Genomic DNA, 22,038 nt, shown 5'->3' with positions numbered 1-22,038 from the left:
GGATTCCGCGGCTGTCAGCGCCGCGGCTGCGCGAAGGCGCGGGCGAGTTCGCCCCAGCGGGCGGCGAGTTGCGCGGTGCGGGGGCGGTCGGGGGCGTGCCAGGAGACCGGCACGGCCGCGGTCGTCAGGCGCGCCTCGAGGTCGTCGGCGAGGTGGGCGCGGCCGGTCTCGCGCAGGTGGCGCGCGTAGGTGGCCGGGTCGTTGTAGTAGGTGGGACCGGTCTGCAGGGTGGTCTGCATCGGATCCGGCAGTGCGCCGGGGTGTCCGGCGTAGGTGTAGTGCCATTCGGCGAGACGGGCTCGCATGGCGGTGGCGAGTTCGGGTTCGGAGTCCAGGAGATCCGTGGTGAGGTACGGGTCCTTCGTGACGTCGAAGAGTTGTTCCCATTCGGCGCGGAAGGCGCCGGGGTGATAGGTGCGGATGTAGAGGTGATCGCGAGTGCGCACAGCGCGCTGGTAGGTGTGCGCGCCGTGGCCCAGCACCAGGTAATCGCGGGAATCCAGGGATTCACCACGCACCGCCGGTGCGAACGATTCCCCCTGCCAGCCTGCTGGTTTCGGCAATCCGAGCAATTCGCACACGGTCGGTGCGTAGTCGATGTTGTAGAGCAGGGCGTCATTGCGGCGCGCGTCGGCCGGGAGGTCGTCGGTGACGCCGGGCCAGTAGAAGACCAGCGGCAGGCGGTGGGTGGGCTCGTTGGCGAGGCCGTGTTCGGCGTAGGAACCGTTCTCGCCGAAGGATTCTCCGTGGTCGGCGCTGACGATGATCGCGGTCTCCCCCGCGATGCCCAGCTGCTCGAGGGTGGCCACCAGTTGACCGAAGTGATGGTCCCAGTAGGCGATCGCGCCGTCGAAGCCGTTGATCAGGTGCTCGAAATCCGCGCGGGAGGTGATGTTGTCGGGCATATTGTGCGGCACCGGCGAACGCCCGTCACCCATGAGCGAATAGTTGAGATCCAAAGCGCTTCGCGGACCGTAGATTTCGGCGTGCGCGGCGATCGTCTCGGCATCGGGCCACTCTTGCACCGGACCCGACTCCGCCATCTTGTCGGTCCACTCGACCGGCTGGGTGTAGTTGGTGTGCGGTTCCCAGTAGGTCAGATGCAGATACCAGTTGTCCCGGTCGGCGTGGCGGCGAATCCAGTCGATGGCGGCGCGGTTGACGTCGGCGGCGTCCTCGTCACCCCAATTCGGTGTCGCACGAATGGATTCGCGGAAATTGCCGTGGAAGTAGTAGGCGCGGTGGCGTTCGGCGAACACCGACACCGCGGCGGTGTGATAGCCGCCGAACTGGAGCAGCTGACCCAGCAGCGGCCGGTCGGGCTCGGGACCGTGACCGGCGTCCAGGCGGAACTGCGCGGCGGGTCCGAAGTGGCCGATCACACCATTGGTGATGCCGAACTGTCCGCTGGTGAGCGCGGTGCGCGAGGGCATGCACGGCGAATCCGAGCAGTAGTAGCGGTCGAAGACCACCGACTTGTCGGCCAGCCGTTGCAGATTCGGTGTGGTCGGGCGGTGGTAGCCGTAGGGGGTGGTGTGATCGGCACGCAAGGTGTCGACATCGACATAGATGATGCGCATGGGTGCGGTTCCTCGAAAAGATATGGCCGACAACCCCCGTCGGAAAGCAATCCCCCCGTCGACCGTGCTCAGTTCGCGCGGCCGGCCTCCAGTCGCGCGAGCGTCAGCTCGAGCCAGGCGATATAACTCGCGGTGGAGGCATACCCGTGTTCGTGTGCCATGGTCTGTATCTCGCGCGCCCACTCCGGATCCAGCTCCGGGATCTGCGGCTCGTATTCGGCGGGAAACGGCGTCGCCGCGGAGAGGTTGTCGTGTTTGCGGCGGTATTCCAGCTCGGTGCGGACGATGTCGATGGCGATCTCGCGATCCAACTGGCCCGCGAAGATCAGGCGCAGCATGAAATCCGGATCCTTCGGCCGCGGTGACGGCTCGAACGGTGAACGCGCCCAGTCCAACAGCACCTCGCGTCCCGCGTCGGTCAACGTGTAGATCTTGGCGTCGGGGCGGCCCTCGCGTGGGTCGATGTCGAATTCCACCCAGCCGTGCTCGACCAGCTTGCCCAGGCGGCGGTAGATCTGCGGTAGCTGCACGCCGTAGCCGATATACCGGCCGGGGCCTTCCATCCAGCGGCGCAGGTCGTATCCGGAGTAGCGGCCCAGTGCCAGCGCGCCCAGGATCACGTAATCGAGCTGCATCGGTCTCCTATGTTCCTAGGAATATACGAATCACAATCCCCAATCGAAGGGACGATGTCAAGAAGCAACCGTGAACGCGCATCGGAAACCGGTGTGCCCCGCCGAGGAGTCGGGAGAATTGGCCGAGCGGGCGGCGACCCGGTAGCGGAAGCAGTAGGAGTCGTGGCACATGTGCGAACCGCCGCGGATCAGCCGGTCCGAGCCGGCCGCGGGTCCCGCCGGATCCACCAGCGGTCCCGCGCCGTGCCCGGTACCCCACCGGTCGGCGCACCATTCCCATACGTTGCCGCAGGTGTTGTAGAGGCCGAATCCGTTGGGCGCGAACGCGTTCACGGGTGCGGTGCCGCGGTAGCCGTCGGCGGCGGTGTTCTTGACGGGGAACGTGCCGCGCCAGATATTGCACCGGTATTCACCCCCGGGATCGAGTTCGTCGCCCCACGGATAGCGCGCCTGCACCAGGCCGCCCCGCGCCGCGTACTCCCACTCGGCCTCGGTCGGCAGCCGCTTGCCCGCCCAGTCGCAGTACGCCCGGGCGTCGTTCCAGGACACGTGGACGACCGGATGATCGCCGCGCTCGGCCAGATCGCTGCCGGGGCCTTCCGGGTGATCCCAGCTCGCCCCGTCCACGCCGCACCACCACGGCGTGCGTTCCGGACGCGGGGCGGCGCGCCGCAGGGCGGCGGTCAGGAACCCCGCGAAGACATAGGACCAGCCCAGACGCTCCGCCTCGGTGCGGTAGCCGGTCGCCGCGACGAAGGCCGCGAAACGATCGTTGGAAACCGCGCAGGCGTCGATCAGGAATGGGCTCACACGAACCGGACGCACCGGCCCCTCGCCATCGTTCGGATAACCGGCACCGTCCTCGGTGCCCATGAGGAATTCACCGCCCGGCAAGCCGATCATGCCCGTGACGTCGACGGCACCGGCGGCAACCGGTAACCGTTGCCCGCCACCGACGCCCGGGGAAGCCTCCACCGCACTCCCACTCCGGCTCGGCGCGCAGCAGCGCGGCCTCGATTCGTTGTCGTCCACTGTCACCCTCCTCGGGTTTGACTCGTTGCCCTCTTATGTTCCAGGGTACATAGCGGGGGGTTGAATTCACGGCGGCTGACCGAAGAAAGTGATCGCGATGAAGTCCGACGAGCACCCCGAACCGATCGACTACCGATTCACCCTCGCCAATGAACGCACCTTCCTGGCCTGGATCCGCACTGCCCTCGGACTGCTGGCCGGAGCCGTCGCCGTGCACACCCTCGTGGAGCCGCTGGGCGCGGCGGGCCTGCTGCGCGCGGCCGTGCTCGTCTGCATCGCCATGGCCTTCCTCCTATCGATCGGCTCGTACCGCCGCTGGTGTGCGGTGGAGCGCGCCATGCGAGCCGGTGCGGCACTGCCCGGTCCGGGCCCTGCGCCGATCCTCGGAGCCGGCATGACCGTGATCTCCGTGCTCGCCGCCGCGGCCGTCGTGCTGTCGTGACCGAACCGATCGGAACCGGGGACCGCGACGCCGGACTGGCCGCCGAGCGCACCGCCCTCGCCTGGCGACGCACCGCCGCCTCCTGCGCCGCCCTCGCAGCCCTGCTCACCCGCTCCGCCGTGGTCGCGGACCACGCGCCCGCCGCCGGTTCGGCGGCGGTGGCGGCGGCACTCATGCTTTTGGTCTCGATACTCGGCTGGCACCGCAATCGCTTGCTGCGCAGGGGTATCCACCACACCTCCGTGCCCCTCCTGGTTACCGCCGGCACGGTCGCGCTCGCGACGACGGCGTGCACGCTGTCGGCCGTCATGACGCACTGAAGCCGAGGCGACCGACCGACAACTCGCTCCGCAGCATCCGAGCGCCGATCCGGTGTTCGCTTCCACAAACGTCCGCCCGCCGGAATATCCACCGAGACAGCGACACCCCGGCAGGCGCGTGTGAAGACCGGGAGCGGGTCAGCGCGGCGCCGGGACATCCAGGGCGGACAGATCGTCGGCGACGGCGCGCAGCAGGTCCGGGGTGATGATCCGCCGGACCAGCGCCGCCAGGTCGAGCAGGGAGGCCGTGCCGAAGACCTGGAGCATCTCGGTGTCGGCGAGCATCGGAAGTCGTTGCCGCAGTATGTCTCCGGCGACCCGGTCGGCGAGCAGTTCGTGAATCGGCGTGACCACCGACAGGCGACTGTCGGGGAAGTCCTCCGGACGGGGCAGCGGTTCGGCCGCCCGTTCGGCTTGTTCGCGCTGGGCGCGGACCAGCAGGTGTTCCATGGCGACCGGGCCGGTCACGGGTAGTCCGAGCCGGGTGAACTGCCCGGGCGGGGCGTCATTCGCGCGCATCAGGTCCGCGAGCAGTCCGGCCATGCGGAGTTCCTGCGAGTCGTCGACGATCGGGTTGCGTTGTTCCGGATCGGTTTCCAGATCGAACAGCAGGGTGCCGAACTGGTAGGCGTCGATGAAGGTGCGGCCGGGGATCCGCAGGGTGCGCACACCCTTGGTGAACGAGAAGGGCTCGGCCAGTGCGATATTCGCGAGTTCGTCGGTCGAGAAGCGGCTGTTCATATGGGTGGGCATCAGGGTGTATTCGTCCAGCGGCGTGTTCTCGGGTGAGGCCGGGGCGCGCATGTAGACGTAGCGGCCGTCGGTGACATTGACGTGCCCGCCGAAAATACCGAAAAGCGCGCCGTCGTGGATCGATTCATCGGCGGCGACCGGTAGCGGCTTGCCCTGCATGTCGGCGGTGGGTTCGACGCCGAAGAATTCGAGCAGTGTCGGCGCGAGATCGATGGTCTGGACGAGGGACTCGCGCCGTTCGCCGGTGACGCCGTGGCGCGGGTCCCACACGAACAGCGGCAGATGCACGAGTTCGTTGAACCAGGGCTGAATGCTCTTGCCCCACCAGTCCTTTTCACCGAGCAGCAATCCGTGGTCGGTGCACACGATGAGCATGGTGTCGTTCCACATCGCCCGCTCGTCCATGAAGTCGAGCACCCGGCCCAGCGAGTGGTCGCACATCGACAGCAGTGCGGCGTACTCGTAGCGGGCGTGCTGGACCTGCTGCGCGGTTTCGGTCACCGGCTTGTAGTCGGGCCAGTCGAAGCGCGGGCCGTCGTAGTCGTGCGGGTAGAGGTCCTTGTACCGCTGGTGGGTGAAGAACGGCTCGTGTGGGTCGAAGCCCTCGATCTGCAGGAACCAGCGGTCCTGATCGGCGTTGGTGCGCAGGAATTCCAGGCCCGCGTCGAAGGTCAGAGTTTGCGGATGCCGCTCCTCGGTGTCCATGTACTGCCGGTTGACCAGATCCTGCCGGTAGGACGCGCGCCGGATGCGTTTGAGATCGGCCGGATTCGCCGGATCGGCGACATGCGCCTTCCACGGGTCCCCCTCCTGGCCGCGAAAGAACTCGAAACTGCTGTAACGCGGGTGATAGGTGGCTCCGCCGTCCTCCCAGTAGTGCGGGTGATCGGTAACCAGATGCGTGTGAACACCCGCGCGCTTCAACAATTCCGGCATGGAGTCATCGAACGGCTCCAGCGGCCCCCAGCTGCGATGCAGGAAATTGTGTCTGCCCGTGTGGATTTCGCGGCGGGCGGGCATACACGGCATGGATCCGGCCCAGCAGTTGTCGAAGGTCGCGGTGCGCTCGGCCAGCCGCGCGAAGTTGGGTGCGTGCGTCCAGTCCGCGCCGTAAGGCGGTAGCAGGTGCCGATTGAGACTGTCGAACATGACCATGATCGCGCGCATCGGGCAGGTCCTTTCCGAGACTGTCTACGATATGTACATTCGAACATATCAACCGGACGCAAACAAGCGTCATCTTCGGCTCACCGATGACTGCTGACACAGATATGACTGAGGAGTTTCACATGGGAATGCCGCACCGGATCGGTATCGCCCTCGCGATCGCGGCGGCCCCGACTACGACTCCGACCGGCCGATCTCGGAATCGGTCGACTACTTCACCACGGTCGTGGACAAGATCCTCGCGGTGAACGGCGCGGACGCCATCGATGTACTCCTTCGTCGAGGCCCCGAACGTCACCCGACCATCCGGTGCGTCGCCGACGACGAGGCGAAATGACGGCCGGTGGAGATTCTGTGATGTGCCAGGACCACCCCGACCGCCCGGCCCGAGCTCGTCAGCGGTTCTCGAAATCCGCGAGTGTGACCTCCAACCAGCCGATGTAGGCGGCCGTGGAGGCACGACCTTGTTCATGCCCGGCCGCGAGAACCTGTGCGGCCCACTGCGGGTCGACCTCGTCGATGGGCGCGAAAGCCGCGGACAGTTCGCCGACCCGGGTGGGGTTGCGCACCTGCTCGCGACGGTAGTCGAGCTCGGCGCGCAGGACCTCGACGGCGATGTCGCGACCGAACATGCCGCCCAACAGGAACCGCAACATGAAGTCGGGATCCATCGGACGCGGGGCGGGCTCGTACGGCGAGTGGGCCCACTCCAGCAACGCCGCCTTACCCGCGGTGGTGAGCGTGTAGATCTTGGCATCGGGTTTGCCTTCGCGCGGGTCGACCTGGAAGGCGACCAAACCCCGCTCTCCCATCTTGGCCAGCGTCCGGTACACCTGAGGCAGAGTCACCCGGTAGCCGATGAACCGGCCCGGGCCGTCCATCCACTTGCCGAGGTCATAACCGGACAGCGGGCGCAGCGCCAGCATCCCGAGGATCACGGTTTCGAGCATGCCCCCACCTTATGTGCCCACTCAGCTATCACCGACGCCATGACCCGTGCGCGGCGCGGGTACCGGGCGGCCGAAAATGCGTGGACGCCCGGTAACCGCGACCAGCACCATGCAACGATGAATTTCGATGTGCGCGCCGCGAACCTGGAGGCGATCAACAGCGCTACCAAGTACCCGTCCATCCAGACCTACCACCAGCTGGGCGAGAAGGGGTCCCTCACCGAGACGGTGACCGCCTTCACCGGGCCGGTGATCGGTACCGAGAAGATCGACGGCACCAACGCGCGCATCGTGCTGCTGCCCGACGGCAGCTGGCTGCTGGGCAGCCGCGAGGAACTGCTCCACGCCCGCGGCGATCTCATCGCCAACCCGGCGCTGGGGATCGTCGCGGCGCTGCGCGAGCTCGCCGAGTCGCTGAGCGCGGTCGAGGATCGGGTCCGGGTGTACTTCCTCGAGCTGTACGGCGGCAAGGTCACCGCCGCGAGCACCCAGTACACCGGTGAGCGGAGCGTGGGCTACCGCTTGTTCGATGTGCTCGAGCTGCGCGACGTCGAGGCGATCCTGGATCAGCCCGTCGCCCGGATCTCGGCCTGGCGGGAATCCGGCGGCCAGTACTTCCTGCCCGAACCCGAACTGCTCGACGCCGCACGCGTAGCCGGAATCGAGATCACCCCAAGGCTTTTCACCCTCGACGGCGCGGACCTGCCGGGCGAGCTGACCGCCACCCGGGACTTCCTCGCCACCGAGCTGCCCACCACCCGCAGCGCCCTCGACGGCGGCGCGGGCGGCCGCCCCGAGGGCATCGTGCTGCGCAGCCCGGATCGTTCGGTCATCGCCAAGGCGCGCGTCGAGGACTACGAGCGCACCCTGCGCCGCCTACGTCCGTCGGGTCGGCGCTGACGACCTCGTCGAAAGCTCGTGCGGCAGTGGCTCTTCGCCTCGCCCGTTCGCACGAAAATGCTCGATGAGCAGTCGGGACACCGCCTCGGGCGCTTCCTCGGGAATCCAGTGCGATACCCCCGGCAGCACCTCGAGCCGGAACGGACCGTCGGCATAGCGGGCTGTCAGCTCGATGCCGGATTCGAGGATTGCCGTGTCGCCGTCGCTCCACACCTGTAATACGGGGACGGCGACACGGCCGCGCACGATGCGCGGATCGGAGAACGGCATGCCGCGATACCAGTGCAGCCCACCGCGTGCGATCACCCGGTCCCGCACCCGCTCGGCATCGCGCCGCGAAACCGAGTCCGACTGGCCCGTCTTCCGCAACAACTGTCCGAAAAGCTTTGTCCGGAGCACGATCTCGGGCATCAGCGGCAGCTGGAACAAGTACATGTACCACGACGCCAAACCTTGCCGGGTGGTGAGCATCGCCCGCGCGAACGCGCCCGGATGCGGCACCGACAGCGCCGACAGCGAGAGCAGCCGATCCCCCGCCACGATCGCGGTCGCCCAGGCCGCGGCCGCTCCCCAGTCATGGCCGACGACGTGCACCGGCTGCCCGATCCGATCGATCATCGCCAGCACGTCCGCCGCCAGCTCGTCGAGCCGGTACTGCCATCGCCAGCGCGGGGCCGCGGTAGCGCTGGCACCGCGCAGATCGGGCGAAAACGTCCGGAACCCAGCCTGATTCAGCAGGTCCGAGACTTCGCTCCAGCTTCGGGAGTCCTGGGGCCAGCCGTGCAGCAACAACACCGACTCGCCCTCGATCGGGCCGGAATCGACCACGGGGAAAGTCAATCCATCGCGGTGAAAAGCGCTGATTCGGCCCGGATTTCCCGCGGGCTCGGGAACGGATCCATGGGTCGCCATTGACACCACACCTCTCGGGGCACAAGTTTGCCGCTACAGCATGTCACGCTGATCAATATTTACGCTACCGTGCGTTACATATAAATTCCGGACTCACCGGGAGGAGAGCGGGCATCGCACGCGGGTGGGCCGCCGCGCGCGAGCGTCGTAGGCTTCGCGCACCTCACGGGCAGCCGAGGGCGCGACATGGTCCATCGTGCGACATCCACGCACCCCCGGCGAAAAGACCGGCGGCGGTGCGGCCGAGAAGACTCATCGGCCCTTCTCCGTGCACCGATCCCGAAGAGTCTGCAGCGGGTTTTGCTGGAACGCACGCCGCGAGAGGACCGGAAACGCCGTGGAGACGGTGCACCGCAACCGGTCCAACCCACAAATTACCTGGTGGCACAGTCGACTACAGAAGAACTGTAGTTTCCGACCGCTATGTCCGAACTGTCGCTCCGCTCTGTCCGAACTGTCGCTAGGGAACCGCCTCCGGTCAGGCGAGTTTCAGGCTGCGGCCGATGATCTCCTTCATGATCTCGGTGGTGCCGCCGTAGATGGTCTGGACGCGAGCGTCCATGTAGGCCTTGGCGATCGGGTATTCGCGCATATAGCCGTAGCCGCCGTGCAGCTGCAGGCACTTGGTGATGAGGTCGAGCTGTTCCTCGGTGGACCACCACTTGGCCATGGCCGCCTCTTCGACGGTCAGCTTCTCCTGGTTCAGCAGCTCGATGCAGCGGTCGGTGAAGACGCGCACCGCGGTGGTCTTGGTGGCCAGCTCGGCCAGCACGAAGCGCGTGTTCTGCTGTGCGCCAATGGGTTTGCCGAACGCCTTGCGGTCACGGACGTACTGGCAGGTGAGGTCCAGGCAGCCCTCCATGGCGGCGGCGGCCATGACGGCGATGGACAGGCGCTCTTGCGGGAGGTTCTGCATCAGGTGGATGAAGCCCTGCCCCTCGGTGCCGAGCAGGTTCTTGCCGGGGACGCGGACGTCGGCGAAGGACAGCTCCGCGGTGTCCTGCGCTTTGAGGCCGATCTTGTCCAGGTTGCGGCCGCGTTCGAAACCGGGCATGCCGCGCTCGACCACGAGCAGCGAGAAGCCCATCGCGCCCTTGGCCGGATCGGTCTGGGCGACCACGATCACGATGTCGGCATTGATGCCGTTGGTGATGAACGTCTTGGAGCCGTTGAGGATCCAGTCGTCGCCGTCGCGCACCGCGCGGGTCTTGATGCCCTGCAGATCCGAGCCGGTGCCGGGCTCGGTCATGGCGATGGCGGTGATGATCTCACCGGAACAGAAGCCGGGCAGCCAGCGCTGCTTCTGCTCCTCGTTGGCCAGTTCCAGCAGGTAGGGCGCGATCACGTCATTGTGCAGACCGAAACCCAGCCCGGAGTACATGCCCTTGGTGACCTCCTCGGTCACGATGGCGTTGTACCGGAAATCCTTCACACCCCCGCCGCCGAACTCCTCCGGCACCGCCATGCCGAGGAATCCCTGCTTGCCGGCCTCGAGCCAGACCGAGCGATCGACGATGCCGTCGTGCTCCCACTGCTCGTGATGGGCAGCCACATGCTGATCGAGAAACTTACGGAACGACTCCCGGAACAGCTCGTGTTCGGGTTCGAAAAGGGTGCGCTCCACGCCAACCTCCTACAGTGACCACATCGGCACCATCGCCGGTGCCCAATACGGTACTCGAAAGTCGAACGGAGGTTAACTTCGCGGGGCGAGAAAGTGGTCCGAACTGCGACAGTCGCCATTGACGTCGCGGAACGGAGAGCCTGAACTTCGGTAAACCTACCGAGAAGTCAGAGTGAGGCTCACAGGCCGAAGCGGCCCAGGGTGCGGCCCAGCAGGCTGCGACCGCGGTCACGGTCGCGCTCGGCCAGCAGGAAGTCGAGTTCACCTTCGAGGGCCTTCTTCACCACGACCTGAAGCTCGCCGGCGGCTTCGTCGAGATCCTCGGCGTCACGCCATGGGCTGACGTCGATGGGCGTTCCGAGCGCGTAGTAGAAGCGTTCCGGCTTGGGGATCAGGGTCGGGCCGAGTCCGCGGATGAGCGGCGGGGTCAGGTTCGAGCGCAGGCCCAGACCCTCGACCGCCTTGCGCAGCGGCAGCATGACCGGATGGTCGCCGTCGAAGACGATGTCGTAGATGTCGTCACCGCCGACCATGGCGATCGGGACGATGGGCGCGCCGGTCTGGATCGCCATCTTGGCGAAGCCGGTACGGCCCTCCCACAGCAACTGGTACTTCTGCCCCTTGCCGCGCATGGCCTCGCGACCGCCGCCCGGGAACACCGCGACGGCCTCACCCTTCTCCAGCAGCGTGGTGCAGTTGCGGCGGTTGCCGCGCACGATTCCCCAGCGGTGCAACACATCTCGCAGACCCGGTACGTCGATCAGCACATTCTCGGCGAGCCCCCGCACCAGCCGGTCGTGTTGGACGAGAATCTCGTGCGCGAGCAGCGGCGCGTCGGTGCCGCCCGCGAGCGAGTGATTGCCCACGAGCAGCACCGGGCCCTCGAGCGGGAAATTCTCCATGCCGTAGAAGCGCGGGCTGAACCAGGCGCGCGACGGCGCGATGAGCAGATCGATGATGCGGCGATCGGTCTCGGTGAGATCGACATGCAGCGGTGCGCCGTCGCTCAGCGTTTCTTGCGTATTCAAAACAAACCCTCCCTGCCAGAGCTGCGATAACAGCATCGTAACGAAAGCTCTTGCAGGTCACAGACCGAGGGTTAGAACAAGTTCCCCCGTCCGAAAGTGGCGAACTCCGCCTTCAGTTGGAATTTGTCTGTTTCAGTAAATGGCTCGTACTCCGGCTTGCCGCGACCGGCCCAGCGGTAGATCGGCTCGTCGGTGTGCCAACGCTGCTGCTGCAGTTGGCGTTTGAGCACCTTGTTCGATCCCGTGACCGGCAGCTCGGCCGAGACCCGCAACAGCCGGGGCGCGCCCTTGCTGCCGAGATCATCTTGGGCACTGAGGAATTCGGCGAACTCGGCCACCTCGAAGACGGCCGGGTCGGCGACCTCAACGGCCGCCATCACCTGATCGCCCGAGCGTGGATCGGGCACGCCGTAGACGGCGGCGGCGATGACCGCGGGATGGCGTCGAATCACCTGTTCGATCAACAGCGTGGAGGTGTTCTCGCCGTCCACGCGCAGCCAGTCGCCTTTGCGTCCGGCGAAATAGAGAAATCCCGCTTCGTCGATATATCCGAGATCGCCGGTCCAATACCAGCCGTTCCGCAAACGCTCGGCATCCGCGGCATCGTTTTTGTAATAGCCTTCGAAGACGAGCGCGCCCGCCTTGTCGATCATCTCGCCGACCGCTTCGTCGGGATTGGTGACGCGACCGTATTCATCCAGCACGGCTCGCGCGCAATCGTTGAGGGTCTCCGGATTCACCACGGCCACACCGGGATGCGCCGGTCGGCCCAGTGCGGACGGCGGCGCCTGCGGGTCGAGGGCCGCCAGGGCCGGACCCTCGCTGGAGCCGTAGCCCTCGAACAGCTCCGCGCCGAAGCGGCGGCGGAAGTCGGCCTGATCGGCCACGGACGCCTCGGTGCCGAACCCTCGGACCAGGGTGTTGTCGGCGTCGTCGGGAGCCTCCGGGGTCGCCAGCAGGTAGCCGAGGGCCTTGCCGACATAGGTGAAGAAGGTCGCGCCGAAATACCGGACGTCCGAGAGGAATCCGGAGGCGGAGAACTTCGGGGTCAGGCAGACCGTCGCGCCGTTGGCCAGCGCGGGAGCCCACAGCGCCATGATGGCGTTGCCGTGGAACAACGGCATGCAGCAGTAGTCGACGTCCGCGCGGAGGTGACCGAACTTGTCCGACGCCCCATAGGCGATCGCCGCCAGGCGGCGCTGCGTGCACTTGACCGCCTTGGAGGTGCCCGTGGTGCCGGAGGTGAACAGCAACAGCAGCAAGGCTTCCGGGCCCGCGTGCGCGACCGGCTCGGTGCGGTGCGCGGCGACGCGGTCGAGGTAGGCCGGGTCGTCCACGAGCAGGAACCGGTCGGGTGCGAGATCCAGCTCCAGGGCCCGCAAGCGGCCCATTCCGGCCGCGTCGGTGACGATCAGCTGGCAGTCCACATAGCGGATGTCGGCGGCCAGCTGGGTGTTTCCGCGCGTCGGATTGATACCGGCCACGGTCGCGCCCGACAGTGCGGCGGCCCCCAGCCAGAAGACGAAATCGGGCACGTTGTCCAACAACACTCCGATGTGAAAGGGGCCCTCGCGCCGCAGTTCCCGCGCCAGTTCAGCGCGCGCGGCCGACTCGCGCACCACCGCGTCCCACGTCCAGTCCCGCTCGCGGGTGCGCAGTCCGAGTCGCTGGTCACCGAGCCGGTCCAGCAACAGCGTCGCGATATCCGCGCGCCGCTCGACCGGCGCTGCCGATAGGTCCGTCATGTCCGAATCGCCTTCCATATGCCGAGTCTCGCCGCTGTCAGACGGCCGGGTACACGAGTTCGACGTATTCCCTGGGCAACTCCTCGCGCGACAGCGTGCGGATCGTCACCGGCCCCGAGTGGTAGGAGTCCTCGCCTTCGATCAGGCCGTCGTCGTTCACCGGCCAGAGCAGCAGCTGACGGAACTCGATCAGGTAGTCGGCCGAGGACAGCGCGATCCGCCGCACCGTCAACACCAGCGTCGCCATGAACCGATCCAGCGCCTCCCCCATGTCCCACCCCATGACCGCCTCCACCTGCGCGATCCGCGCCGCCACCGTGCTGTGGTGCACATGCAGCTCGTTCGCCGTCCGCCGCAAGGTCCCGAACATGCAGAACGCCTCCACCGTGTCCACCGCCAACGCCCCCGCCTCGCTGGCCGCGAACTCGTTGACCCGCACCACATCCGCATTCCCGAGCAGCCGCTGCACCGGCATATCCGCCAGCAGCTCCAACGACCCCAACCGCTCGAACGCGATCACCCGCCGCCCGTGCCACGTCGACGACGCGAACCGCAACGCCCGCCGCGCCTGCCCCCACGACACCGCCGCCGACACCGCTGCCCCCCGCTCCCCCATCCCGATCCACGGCCCGCCCGCCCCCACCTGTGATGCCGGAAACGCGCGCACCACAGCCGAATTCAACCGATCCGACAACCCCCGATCCACCACCGAAGCCCCGAAATCCTGCACCAGCACCGCCGTCGCCGCCCCGATCACCGCCTGCCGCGCGATCGGCACATATTCACCGATGATCCGCACCGCCTCCCCCGCCCCGGGCCCCGCGACCGCGAGCACCCGTGTGGCCCGCCCCGGATCCAGCCCGAGCAGCCGCATCGCCCGCACCCGTTCCTTCTCCGACAGCACCACTTCCAGCAACGCCGGATCATCCATCCGCAACGACCGCGCCGCATGTCGCGCCTCCACCACCCGCAGGCAATGCCGTAGCCGATCCAGCACCACCCCGCCGAGCGGATGCACCGCCCCCGGCATACCCGCACCACCCGCCGCCGGCCACTCCAGCCACACCGCCGGTTCCACACCGACCGCATCGACGGGCGTCACCGTGGCAGGCAACAAGCGCCCCGCCCCGTCGTAACGAATCACGACGCCCGATGGCCAACTAGCACCGACCACGCATTCGGCGAACAGCGCGACCGCACGAATCACCGTATCGGCATTCGCCGCGAACTCATCGAAATACGCGACCACCCGCAGCACCGCACCCGAATCGCCCCCCAACTCGGCCAACCGCAACGGATCCGCTCTCGACGCAGGCTCGATCACACCGCTCCCTCCACTCTGACGGGATATCCGATCAGAGTGACAACGGCCCGACGTCGAACGCCGAGAATCGGTCGACCAGTCCGACTGGGTGGGACTGAACCTGTCGGTCCGAGCTCAGGTCTGCGGATCGAGCCGGTGGTCGAGCCGCCGCCCCGCGCTCGCCGCCGCCCTGCGGACCCGGGGATCGGGATCGTTCAGCAGCGCGTCGAGCGGCACCCGCAGCGTGTCGAGGCCAAGGGTGGCGATCAGATGCGCTGTGACGGCCCGAACCTTGGGATCGGGGTCCCGAAGCCAGTGCTCGAGGCTATGGGGCGTCTCCCAGTCCGGACGGTGGCTCAGCAGCCGGACATAGGCGAGTCGGAGGCTCGGATCACGCTGCCGGGCACCGTAATCGAGATAGCGGCGCGGACCGGGTACCCGACTCAGCGCACGACCGGCTGCTGCCCGGACGCGAGGAGTACCGGTGGAGAACAACTTCCATAACGTCGGCTCGGCCCGAGGGTCCGCGATACGGCCGAGCGCCCCTGCGGCGGCCTCGGCAAATGCGGTGTCGCAGAGTCGGATCAGCGCTAGCACCGCACGCTGATCGCCGTGTCTGGTCAGGATGCGGGCGGCCCGATCGCGCACGTCGGGTTCGATGTCGTTGATCGCGAACAGCGCGGCCGCCACCGCTGACCCAGGACTGATCCGAACCAGAGCGCGCAGACTGTGATCCCGGGCCTCGGCGTTCCCTGTAATCGCCGGCTCCATCAGGGTTTCGACGCTGTCGACCACTCCGATCCTGCCGAGCGCGGCTATCCCCGCCAGCCAATTGGGATCGTCCCGCAGGAGACGACAGATAGTCGGCACGGCCGCTGTCACACGCAAGGCCCCCAGCACATATGGTCCCTCCCACCGCCAGATCTGTTCCCCGAGTTGGGCGATGAGCTCCGGGACCGCGGCTGGGCCATGCTCCGCGATCCATTTCGGATCGTCGCGCCAGGGTGGATCGAGCGGCGAGAGAAACCGCTGCTGGAGCGCTGCTTCGGCATCCGATCCGCCGATCGTGCGCAGCCTGCGTGCCGCCGCGGCACGAGACCAGCGCCAATCCGGTTCGGGACGAGCGACGATCCGGCCGAGTACTGCGATCTCCGCCGACTCCGCGGCGTGAGCGGCCAATCCTTCGATCGCGGCGAGCACGACGCCCGATCGTTCATCGGCGAGCCGAGTCCGGAGACGTTCGGCGTCACCGGTGGCCCGGGTCGCGACCATCGCTTCCCAGGGATCCCGCGAATCCCACCAACGCTCGGCGAGTACGGCAGCCAAGGGCCCGTGAGCAGCGGCGTAGAGGGATCGATGGATCACGACGCGACAGCAATGCCGCGACTCGGTCGAGTACGCGCCGACCAACGTCTCCAGCACCTGCGGATCATCGCTGTCCGCAGCCCAATTCGCGTAGTCATCCCAATGCTCGTCCGGCTCGCCCTGCCGATACACCGACGCCGGAATACGTTGAATCCCCCTGTCATCCATGATTTCCCATTCAACACCCGATCCGGCGGCAGGCCCACGCGTTTTCGGGGCGCGGATAGGGGCGTTCCGGCGGTCGGTGAATAATCGGGCGGGAGAGACGTGGAGTTCACCGCCTAGGAGCGAATGTGCTGGATGCCCTGACTATTCGGTCGGTCGAGCCGTATGGGAATTTGCCGTATGAGTGGGTGACGGGGACGGCGGAGTTCGGGGTGGAGCCCGGGAATGTTGCTAATGGGCGGATTGTGGATCTTGGGGTGGCGCCGCGGGATGGGGGTGGGCTGGTTCGGTTCGAGGCTGATGTGCGGTTGTTGCGGCCGGTGAGTGGAGGGAATGGGCGGGCGCTGGTTTCGGTGCCGAATCGGGGGATGACGTTCGGGGTGCCGTTCAATGCGGGGGCGGGGATTCCATTGATGGATTTCTTCGGGGTGCCCGCGGTTGATGATGCGTTCTTGTTGCGGCGGGGGTGGACTGTCGCCTATTGCGGGTGGCAGTGGGATGTGGCGCGGGAGACGGGGGCGTTGGGGCTCGGTGCGCCGGTGGCCGAGGTGGAGCCGGGGTGGCTGCGGGTGGAGTTTCGGCCGGATGTCGATCAGGCCGAGCATGCGCTGAGTGACTCGGGGCCGCTGTTCAGTTTCACCGATTACCCGACGGTGGATGTGGAGGATCTCGACGCCACGTTGACCGTGCGCACCAGCCCGATGGGAGCGCGGCAGGTCGTGGCTCGGTCGGCGTGGCGGTTCACCAGCCCGACGACCTTCGAGATCGACGGCGGGTTCCGGGCTTTCCATTTTTACGAGCTGGTCTATCGTTCGGCGTTCGCTCCGGTCGTCGGCACCGGGCTGCTGGCGTTGCGGGACTTCGGCGCATGGCTGCGGCAAGACCACGAGTACGTCTTCGCCACCGGAATATCGCAGTGCGGCAGGGCATTACGGCAATTCCTGTACGACGGACTCAATGTCGACGAATCCGGCGCGCAGGTTTTCGACGGTGTCTTCGCCCAGATCGCCAGCGCGCGGCGCGGAGAGTTCAACCGCCGCTTCGGGCAGCCGGGGCTCACCCATCCCCTGACGCCCGAATACGGTGCGCCCCTGGACACTACGGCGCTGCTGGCCCGCCAGCGCGCACTCGGCGGCACCCCGAAGGTCATGTTCACCAACAGCTCCTGGGAGTACTGGCGTGGCGACGCCGCACTCATCCATCAGGATCCCCGCACCGGCGAGGACCTGCCCGAGGACCCCGACGCCCGCGCCCACCTGATCTCCGGCACCGACCACCTCGGCTCGGCGGCGCCCTTCAAAAAGCTCATGCCGCTGGCCAATCCGGCCAGCAACCTCGATCCGGCGCTCGTCCTGCGCGCCTTGTTCATTCAACTCGAGCAGTGGGTCTGCGACGGACGCGACCCCGAGCCCAGCCAGGTCCCCCGCCGCGCCGACGGCACCGCCGCCACCCGCGAACGGGTCCTCGAACATATCCGTGCCCGCTTCCCCGACGCCGCGCTGCCCGACGCCGAGTACCTGCCCTGGACCCCGGTGATCGACCCGTACAGCACCCGCTGGCCACTCGAATACGGTGACCCACTGGTGGCTCTCGTCTCGGAGGTGGACGAGGACGGCAACGAGCTCGCGGGCATCCGTCTGCCCGCACTCGCCGCGGGCGTCGCCGCCTACACCGGCTGGAACCCGCGCACCCACATCGACGGTCTGCCCGATGTCCTCTACGAACTGGTGGGCAGCCGCCTCGCGGACGAGGACTCGAACCCGCCGGACCCCACCGTGATTCGCCGCGCCGCCCAGCGACTGGTCGACCGCCGTTTCCTGCTACCCGAGGACCTCGAGCGGGCCGTCGCCGATCAGGGTTGATCACCCTCCGCCGGAAGGACATTGGTTCGCAGGTGCCGGACCAGGGCGATGAGGCGGGCGACGGTGGCGTTGGCGGGGTCGGTCAGGCGCAGCTGCAGCAGTTCCCGGCCGGAGGCGTGCAGGATCCTGGCCGTGTACTCCGGGTCGGGAAGGCGGGGAAAGGCTTGCAGCAGTTCGTGTTCCAGGAAGTCGCGGACGGCTTCCTGGGACTCGGCGAGGCGGCGGTGCAGTTCGGGTGGCGCGCCCGCGGGCGGGAACAGGAACAGCCGCCAGGTGGCGGGATGGCTGTCGATGGCGCGGATCGCTCCGGCGAAGGCGCCGATGAACGGGTCGGGGTCGTCGGTTTCGCGCGGTTGGAGGATGGCCTCGGCGAATTGCGTTGCCGCGCGGGCGGCTTCGCGGTCGATGAGGGCGACGAAGATCCCGGCGAGGTCGCCGAACTGCTGATAGAGCACCGGGCGGGTAATGCCCGCGGCCTCGGCGATCCGGTTGGGGGTGGCGGCGTGGAAGCCCTCGGCGTCGACGATGGCGTGGGTGATGTCGAGGATCTGTTCGCGCCGGTTCTCCGCGCTCATGCGCCTGCGTGTACCCGGGGCCGTCGTCATCCTTGACAGTCTAACTTACAACCTGTCAGTCTCTAACTGACAGGTTGAAAGTTGAGGTGTTCGATGACGCTCCACTACCCGGAACTCGCCGAAAGAGTCCGCAGCCAGCGGAAATTGCAGCCCGAGCTCTACGGCCGCATCGACTTCGACTCGACCCCTTATCGATTCACCGCCGACCCCGCCGACAAGTCGTCGCTGCCCGGGTGGGTGGCCGAGCGCGAGCCACTACTCACCGACGAGCGAATCGTCGAATTGATGCACACCGCAACGATGCTCGGCGACGTGGTCGCCGACCCGTACGCCGCCCTGGTGCCGCGCTACGGCGTCAAGGGCCTGATCGCCATGCTGCGACTGGCCTGCCGCGAGGGCATCGACTCGGTCGCCGACGCCCCCGCCGAACTGCGGGCCTTCCTCGAATCCATGGAGGCGGCCCCGGCCTGGCTGGACATGGACCTGGTCGAGGAGGGCGCGCGACACTCGCGAATCGGCGCGGCCTTCCTGTCCCCGTTCCTCATCCGGGGCGCGTTCCTGGCGACCTTCCTCAATACCTATGCCGCCCTGCCGATGGCATTGACCGGAGCCCTGTCCGGCCGTCGCGCCGCCCACCGCGTCCACGAGACGGCGAGCTTCTTCACGGTGACGACCCTGCCCGGCGCACTGGAACGCCACGGCGAGGGCTTCGAAGCCGCCGCCATGGTCCGCCTGATGCATTCGATGGTCCGCTACAACGCCCTCGAACGCTCCCAGCAGTGGGACTCCAGCGTCTACGGCGTCCCGGTGCCGCAGATCGACCAGATGCCGGCCGGGCTCATCGGCAACTACCTGCTCGCCGTCCTCGCCACCCGCCGCGGCCGCAGCGAGTTCAGTACCCGCGAACGCGCCATGCTCGAATTCGCCCGCTACCGCTGCTTCCTGCTCGGCCTCCCCGAGGAACTGCTGCCCACCACCGCGGAGGGCATCATCGAGGTCTTCCACGCCCGCGCCGCCCTGCTCCGCGACGGTTTCGACGACGCGACCTGCGGCGAGCTGGTCCGCTCGACCATGACCGCCTACCTGCGCCCCGGCCACACCTGGTTCGACCGCGCCGCCGACACCGTCGAAAACAGTTGGAGCCGAGCCTTCTTCCTCGGCTTCTGTGGCGGCGACCGCAAAGCCGCCGCCGCCATGAGCGTGCCGCTCACCGCCGCCGACGCGGCCCGCGTCGCCGTCACCGCCCCGTTCGTCATCCTGCGCTTCCTCTTCATGACCCTCGCGTCCCAGCGCCCGGCCCTGCGAAAGCTCACCGACATCCACACCATCCGCGTCGTCAAGAAGCGCCTGGCCACCTACGGCAACCCCGAATACACCACCGACGCCCGCGCCTACCCCTCCTGATCATCGACCCGGCCTCCGCGCTAAGCTATGACGACTGTTATAGACGAGGAGGTGCGTGTGGCCGGAGCATCTACGGGGTCCTCGGACTCACGCCGCAAGCTCGTCGCAGGTGCGGCCGACATGATCCGGCGGCGGGGGTTCGCCGCGACCAGCGTGCGCGAGCTGGCCAAGCACGCGCACGCGCCGTTGGGGTCGACGTATCACTACTTTCCGGGCGGCAAGAACCAGCTCGCCAGCGAGGCCGTCACGTTCGCGGGCGAGCTGGCCACGAAGCTGCTCACCCGCGAACTCGAGAAGGGACCCGTCGACGGGCTGCACGCCTTCCTGCAGATGTGGCGGAAGATCGTGGTGGACAGCGACTTCCGGGCCGGATGCCCGGTGCTGGCGGTGGCCGTCGAGGATCTGTCCGAGGGCGAGGACGCGCCGAGAATCGCTGCGGCGCAAGCCTTCCGGCAGTGGACCGAGTTGCTGGCCGACTCCCTGGGCGAGCACGGGGCGGGACGAGCCGAGGCCGCGCGCACCGCCACCCTGATCGTCGCCGCCGTCGAAGGCAGCATTGCCCTGTGCCGGGCCGAGCGCGGTATCGAGCCACTGGATCGGATCGCCGAACAGCTGGAACTCGTTGTGCGCCAGTACATCACCAACTAACTCTTCGAAGGAGAAGCCGTCTTGGGATCGACCACCGCCCTCGAGCATCCGTTCGACCTCGCCACCGACCTCACCCCCGCGGGTGAGGGCCGCTTCCTGGGTCGGACCTCGCCCGGATACTCGAACATGGTCGGCCCCTTCGGCGGAATCACGGCGGCGACCATGCTGCGCGCCGTCCTCGACGACCCGCGCTGCTCGGGCAGCCCGCTCTCGATCACCGTCAACTACGCCGGTCCCGTCGCCGACGGCGAGTTCACCATCGACGCGGATCCCGTCCGGACCAACAACACCACCCAGCACTGGGTCGTGACCATGAGCCAGCACGACGCCGTGGTCACCACCGCGACCGTGGTGTGCGCCCTGCGCCGCGACACCTGGTCCGACACCGAGATCACCCCGCCCGCGGTACCCGCCCCCGAAGCCGTCGAGGCCGCGGTGACACCCGAATTCCCGGCCTGGCTGGGCAATTACGAGATGCGGTTCGTCGAGGGCGGCGTTCCCTTCGAGGCCGACAGCGACGGCTCCCCGACCTCCACCACCACCCTGTGGGTCCGTGACACGCCCGCCCGCACGCTGGACCATTTGTCGCTGACGGCCATGTGCGACATCTTCTTCCCGCGCGTCATGCTCCGGTTGGGCCGCATGGTCCCCGCGGGCACGGTCTCCTTCACCGTCTACTTCCACACCGACGCGGGCCAATTCCCGTCCGACCCGACCCCTTACGTGCTGGCCACCGCCCGCGGCCAGCACTTCGGCAATGGCTTCTTCGACCAGTCGGCTCAGCTGTGGACCGCCGACGGCACGCCCTTGGCCACCAGCCACCAGGTGGTCTACTTCAAGGGCTGACCTACTGCGACTGCGGCAGTTTCGGCAGGTTCGAGAAGCGCACGTTCGGAGCCTCGGCGGTCACGTGCAGGCCGTCCGAGGCCGGTGTGATCGCGGTCAGCTTCGCACCCAGCGGCAACTGCTGCAGCGGCACGGTGAAGGTGAGCGACTGGCGCAGCAACGACAGCGGGATCGAGGGGCCGCCCGACACCGGCCGCACCGACTCCGGCGTGACCTCGATACCGGAGTCGGTCGGTGCGACGCTGGCGACGACCGTCGCGGGCACCGGAACACCCGCGACCGGGAACTTCCCCTTGACGCTCAACCCCTCCGAGCCGAACGAGAACGATTCGACCTCCTTGGGCGCGAAGCGCTGCACGGTCTCGTAGGGAATCACCGCCGTCGCGGTCGCGGTGGACGCGACCAGGTTCGACGTCCGGTTGTTGATCAGATCGTCCAGCGACGCGGAGACGTCCTTCAAGACCACGTCGAGGTCGCGCACCGACATGTCCTTCTGGCTCCAGTCACCGATCCGGATGTCGATGCGCCCGTACTTCCCGGCGACCGCCTGCGTCAGAAACGGGTAACCCCCGATGGCGACGCTGGGCTGATTCGGCAGGTTGTACTCCGAAGCGATCTTGCGCCCGATCTCGTTCTGCGCCATCACCACCGCCACCCGGTCCCCCGCGATCACCGCGATCACCAGTATCACGATCAGAATCAGTAATGTGCGCATGCGCTCACCCGCTCGGTCATCCCACCATCATGCTGAATTCGCCGCGCAGATTCAGACCACCCGGTCG

The 22,038-nt window shown here is 67.4% G+C and carries 20 protein-coding genes; 7 read left to right on the top strand and 13 right to left on the bottom strand.

Features of this window, described 5'->3' with window-relative positions; all coding sequences use genetic code 11:
- Positions 1 to 14: 14 nt before the first annotated feature.
- From GPX89_RS06760 to GPX89_RS06750, 3 genes are all read right to left on the bottom strand, one after another.
- Positions 15 to 1,580, bottom strand: coding sequence for a sulfatase family protein (locus GPX89_RS06760; protein WP_157355757.1), 1,566 nt, complete (start codon positions 1,578 to 1,580; stop codon positions 15 to 17).
- A 68-nt stretch (positions 1,581 to 1,648) separates the two neighbouring features.
- Complete coding sequence (locus tag GPX89_RS06755) at positions 1,649 to 2,215, bottom strand: PadR family transcriptional regulator (RefSeq protein WP_157355755.1); 567 nt, start codon at positions 2,213 to 2,215, stop codon at positions 1,649 to 1,651.
- A gap of 57 nt (positions 2,216 to 2,272) precedes the next feature.
- The gene (locus tag GPX89_RS06750; protein WP_328601576.1) at positions 2,273 to 3,247 is read right to left on the bottom strand and encodes a formylglycine-generating enzyme family protein; all 975 of its coding nucleotides are present in this window, start codon (positions 3,245 to 3,247) and stop codon (positions 2,273 to 2,275) included.
- Positions 3,248 to 3,344: 97 nt separating this feature from the next.
- Between GPX89_RS06750 and GPX89_RS06745 the strand changes: the two genes are divergently transcribed.
- Positions 3,345 to 3,689 (top strand): YidH family protein, encoded by a 345-nt coding sequence (locus tag GPX89_RS06745; RefSeq protein ID WP_157355753.1) that lies wholly within the window; start codon positions 3,345 to 3,347, stop codon positions 3,687 to 3,689.
- Positions 3,686 to 4,009: a DUF202 domain-containing protein gene (locus GPX89_RS06740; protein WP_157355751.1), complete on the top strand. Its 324-nt coding sequence runs from the start codon at positions 3,686 to 3,688 to the stop codon at positions 4,007 to 4,009. Before GPX89_RS06745 ends, GPX89_RS06740 begins: the two co-directional genes overlap by 4 nt.
- A 138-nt stretch (positions 4,010 to 4,147) precedes the next feature.
- On the opposite strand, the gene GPX89_RS06735 is transcribed toward GPX89_RS06740, so the two are convergent.
- Both GPX89_RS06735 and GPX89_RS06730 read right to left on the bottom strand, forming a co-directional pair.
- Positions 4,148 to 5,929 (bottom strand): sulfatase, encoded by a 1,782-nt coding sequence (locus tag GPX89_RS06735; protein ID WP_157355749.1) that lies wholly within the window; start codon positions 5,927 to 5,929, stop codon positions 4,148 to 4,150.
- A 395-nt stretch (positions 5,930 to 6,324) separates the two neighbouring features.
- Positions 6,325 to 6,879 carry a PadR family transcriptional regulator gene (locus GPX89_RS06730; protein ID WP_157355747.1) on the bottom strand — a complete coding sequence of 185 codons (555 nt, stop codon included), beginning with the start codon at positions 6,877 to 6,879 and terminating at the stop codon, positions 6,325 to 6,327.
- A gap of 117 nt (positions 6,880 to 6,996) precedes the next feature.
- On the opposite strand from GPX89_RS06730, the gene GPX89_RS06725 reads away from it, so the two are divergent.
- Positions 6,997 to 7,779 carry an RNA ligase family protein gene (locus GPX89_RS06725; RefSeq protein ID WP_157355745.1) on the top strand — a complete coding sequence of 261 codons (783 nt, stop codon included), beginning with the start codon at positions 6,997 to 6,999 and terminating at the stop codon, positions 7,777 to 7,779.
- Here the strand turns inward: GPX89_RS06725 and GPX89_RS06720 are convergent.
- The 6 genes from GPX89_RS06720 to GPX89_RS06695 form a co-directional block, all read right to left on the bottom strand.
- Positions 7,756 to 8,691, bottom strand: coding sequence for an alpha/beta fold hydrolase (locus tag GPX89_RS06720; RefSeq protein ID WP_157355743.1), 936 nt, complete (start codon positions 8,689 to 8,691; stop codon positions 7,756 to 7,758). The two genes, GPX89_RS06725 and GPX89_RS06720, sit on opposite strands and share 24 nt — an antisense overlap.
- Positions 8,692 to 9,169: 478 nt before the next feature.
- A complete protein-coding gene (locus GPX89_RS06715; protein WP_328601575.1) occupies positions 9,170 to 10,315 on the bottom strand; it encodes an acyl-CoA dehydrogenase family protein in 1,146 nt (381 codons plus the stop codon).
- A gap of 179 nt (positions 10,316 to 10,494) precedes the next feature.
- Positions 10,495 to 11,343, bottom strand: a complete 849-nt coding sequence (locus tag GPX89_RS06710; RefSeq protein ID WP_235946678.1) for a lysophospholipid acyltransferase family protein — start codon at positions 11,341 to 11,343, stop codon at positions 10,495 to 10,497.
- A gap of 71 nt (positions 11,344 to 11,414) precedes the next feature.
- A complete protein-coding gene (locus GPX89_RS06705) occupies positions 11,415 to 13,088 on the bottom strand; it encodes an AMP-binding protein (protein ID WP_157355739.1) in 1,674 nt (557 codons plus the stop codon).
- A gap of 37 nt (positions 13,089 to 13,125) precedes the next feature.
- Entirely contained in the window at positions 13,126 to 14,382 is a 1,257-nt protein-coding gene (locus tag GPX89_RS06700) for a helix-turn-helix domain-containing protein (RefSeq protein WP_157387118.1), read from the bottom strand.
- A gap of 144 nt (positions 14,383 to 14,526) precedes the next feature.
- Complete coding sequence (locus GPX89_RS06695; protein ID WP_157355737.1) at positions 14,527 to 15,924, bottom strand: HEAT repeat domain-containing protein; 1,398 nt, start codon at positions 15,922 to 15,924, stop codon at positions 14,527 to 14,529.
- 365 nt (positions 15,925 to 16,289) lie between these two features.
- Here GPX89_RS06695 and GPX89_RS06690 point away from each other — a divergent pair, with 365 nt between their 5' ends.
- A complete protein-coding gene (locus GPX89_RS06690) occupies positions 16,290 to 17,783 on the top strand; it encodes an alpha/beta hydrolase domain-containing protein (protein ID WP_235946676.1) in 1,494 nt (497 codons plus the stop codon).
- On the opposite strand, the gene GPX89_RS06685 is transcribed toward GPX89_RS06690, so the two are convergent.
- Complete coding sequence (locus tag GPX89_RS06685) at positions 17,774 to 18,358, bottom strand: TetR/AcrR family transcriptional regulator (RefSeq protein WP_157355735.1); 585 nt, start codon at positions 18,356 to 18,358, stop codon at positions 17,774 to 17,776. The two genes, GPX89_RS06690 and GPX89_RS06685, sit on opposite strands and share 10 nt — an antisense overlap.
- Positions 18,359 to 18,451: 93 nt before the next feature.
- Between GPX89_RS06685 and GPX89_RS06680 the strand changes: the two genes are divergently transcribed.
- Genes GPX89_RS06680 through GPX89_RS06670 form a run of 3 tightly spaced genes read left to right on the top strand, consistent with a single transcriptional unit; the run spans position 18,452 to position 21,256 of the window.
- Positions 18,452 to 19,762: an oxygenase MpaB family protein gene (locus GPX89_RS06680; protein ID WP_157355733.1), complete on the top strand. Its 1,311-nt coding sequence runs from the start codon at positions 18,452 to 18,454 to the stop codon at positions 19,760 to 19,762.
- Positions 19,763 to 19,819: 57 nt separating this feature from the next.
- Positions 19,820 to 20,410: a TetR/AcrR family transcriptional regulator gene (locus GPX89_RS06675; protein ID WP_328601574.1), complete on the top strand. Its 591-nt coding sequence runs from the start codon at positions 19,820 to 19,822 to the stop codon at positions 20,408 to 20,410.
- Between the two features lie 21 nt (positions 20,411 to 20,431).
- Entirely contained in the window at positions 20,432 to 21,256 is an 825-nt protein-coding gene (locus GPX89_RS06670) for an acyl-CoA thioesterase (protein WP_157355729.1), read from the top strand.
- A gap of 1 nt (position 21,257) precedes the next feature.
- On the opposite strand, the gene GPX89_RS06665 is transcribed toward GPX89_RS06670, so the two are convergent.
- Positions 21,258 to 21,971: an LmeA family phospholipid-binding protein gene (locus GPX89_RS06665; RefSeq protein WP_157355727.1), complete on the bottom strand. Its 714-nt coding sequence runs from the start codon at positions 21,969 to 21,971 to the stop codon at positions 21,258 to 21,260.
- Positions 21,972 to 22,038: the final 67 nt, after the last annotated feature.

Origin of the sequence: Nocardia terrae, assembly GCF_009760405.1 — a bacterium.
Taxonomy (GTDB): Bacteria; Actinomycetota; Actinomycetes; order Mycobacteriales; family Mycobacteriaceae; genus Nocardia; species Nocardia terrae.
Note: the sequence above shows the minus strand (reverse complement) of the source record. Positions and strands in the feature narration are given on the sequence as shown.

Excerpts from the sequence above, each read along its gene's own strand:
- GPX89_RS06760 (WP_157355757.1), bottom strand. The coding sequence starts at position 1,580 with ATGCGCATCATCTATGTCGATGTCGACACCTTGCGTGCCGATCACACC.
- GPX89_RS06755 (WP_157355755.1), bottom strand. The coding sequence starts at position 2,215 with ATGCAGCTCGATTACGTGATCCTGGGCGCGCTGGCACTGGGCCGCTAC.
- GPX89_RS06745 (WP_157355753.1), top strand. The coding sequence starts at position 3,345 with ATGAAGTCCGACGAGCACCCCGAACCGATCGACTACCGATTCACCCTC.
- GPX89_RS06735 (WP_157355749.1), bottom strand. The coding sequence starts at position 5,929 with ATGCGCGCGATCATGGTCATGTTCGACAGTCTCAATCGGCACCTGCTA.
- GPX89_RS06730 (WP_157355747.1), bottom strand. The coding sequence starts at position 6,879 with ATGCTCGAAACCGTGATCCTCGGGATGCTGGCGCTGCGCCCGCTGTCC.
- GPX89_RS06725 (WP_157355745.1), top strand. The coding sequence starts at position 6,997 with ATGAATTTCGATGTGCGCGCCGCGAACCTGGAGGCGATCAACAGCGCT.
- GPX89_RS06720 (WP_157355743.1), bottom strand. The coding sequence starts at position 8,691 with ATGGCGACCCATGGATCCGTTCCCGAGCCCGCGGGAAATCCGGGCCGA.
- GPX89_RS06705 (WP_157355739.1), bottom strand. The coding sequence starts at position 13,088 with ATGACGGACCTATCGGCAGCGCCGGTCGAGCGGCGCGCGGATATCGCG.
- GPX89_RS06695 (WP_157355737.1), bottom strand. The coding sequence starts at position 15,924 with ATGGATGACAGGGGGATTCAACGTATTCCGGCGTCGGTGTATCGGCAG.
- GPX89_RS06690 (WP_235946676.1), top strand. The coding sequence starts at position 16,290 with ATGACGTTCGGGGTGCCGTTCAATGCGGGGGCGGGGATTCCATTGATG.
- GPX89_RS06685 (WP_157355735.1), bottom strand. The coding sequence starts at position 18,358 with ATGAGCGCGGAGAACCGGCGCGAACAGATCCTCGACATCACCCACGCC.
- GPX89_RS06680 (WP_157355733.1), top strand. The coding sequence starts at position 18,452 with ATGACGCTCCACTACCCGGAACTCGCCGAAAGAGTCCGCAGCCAGCGG.
- GPX89_RS06665 (WP_157355727.1), bottom strand. The coding sequence starts at position 21,971 with ATGCGCACATTACTGATTCTGATCGTGATACTGGTGATCGCGGTGATC.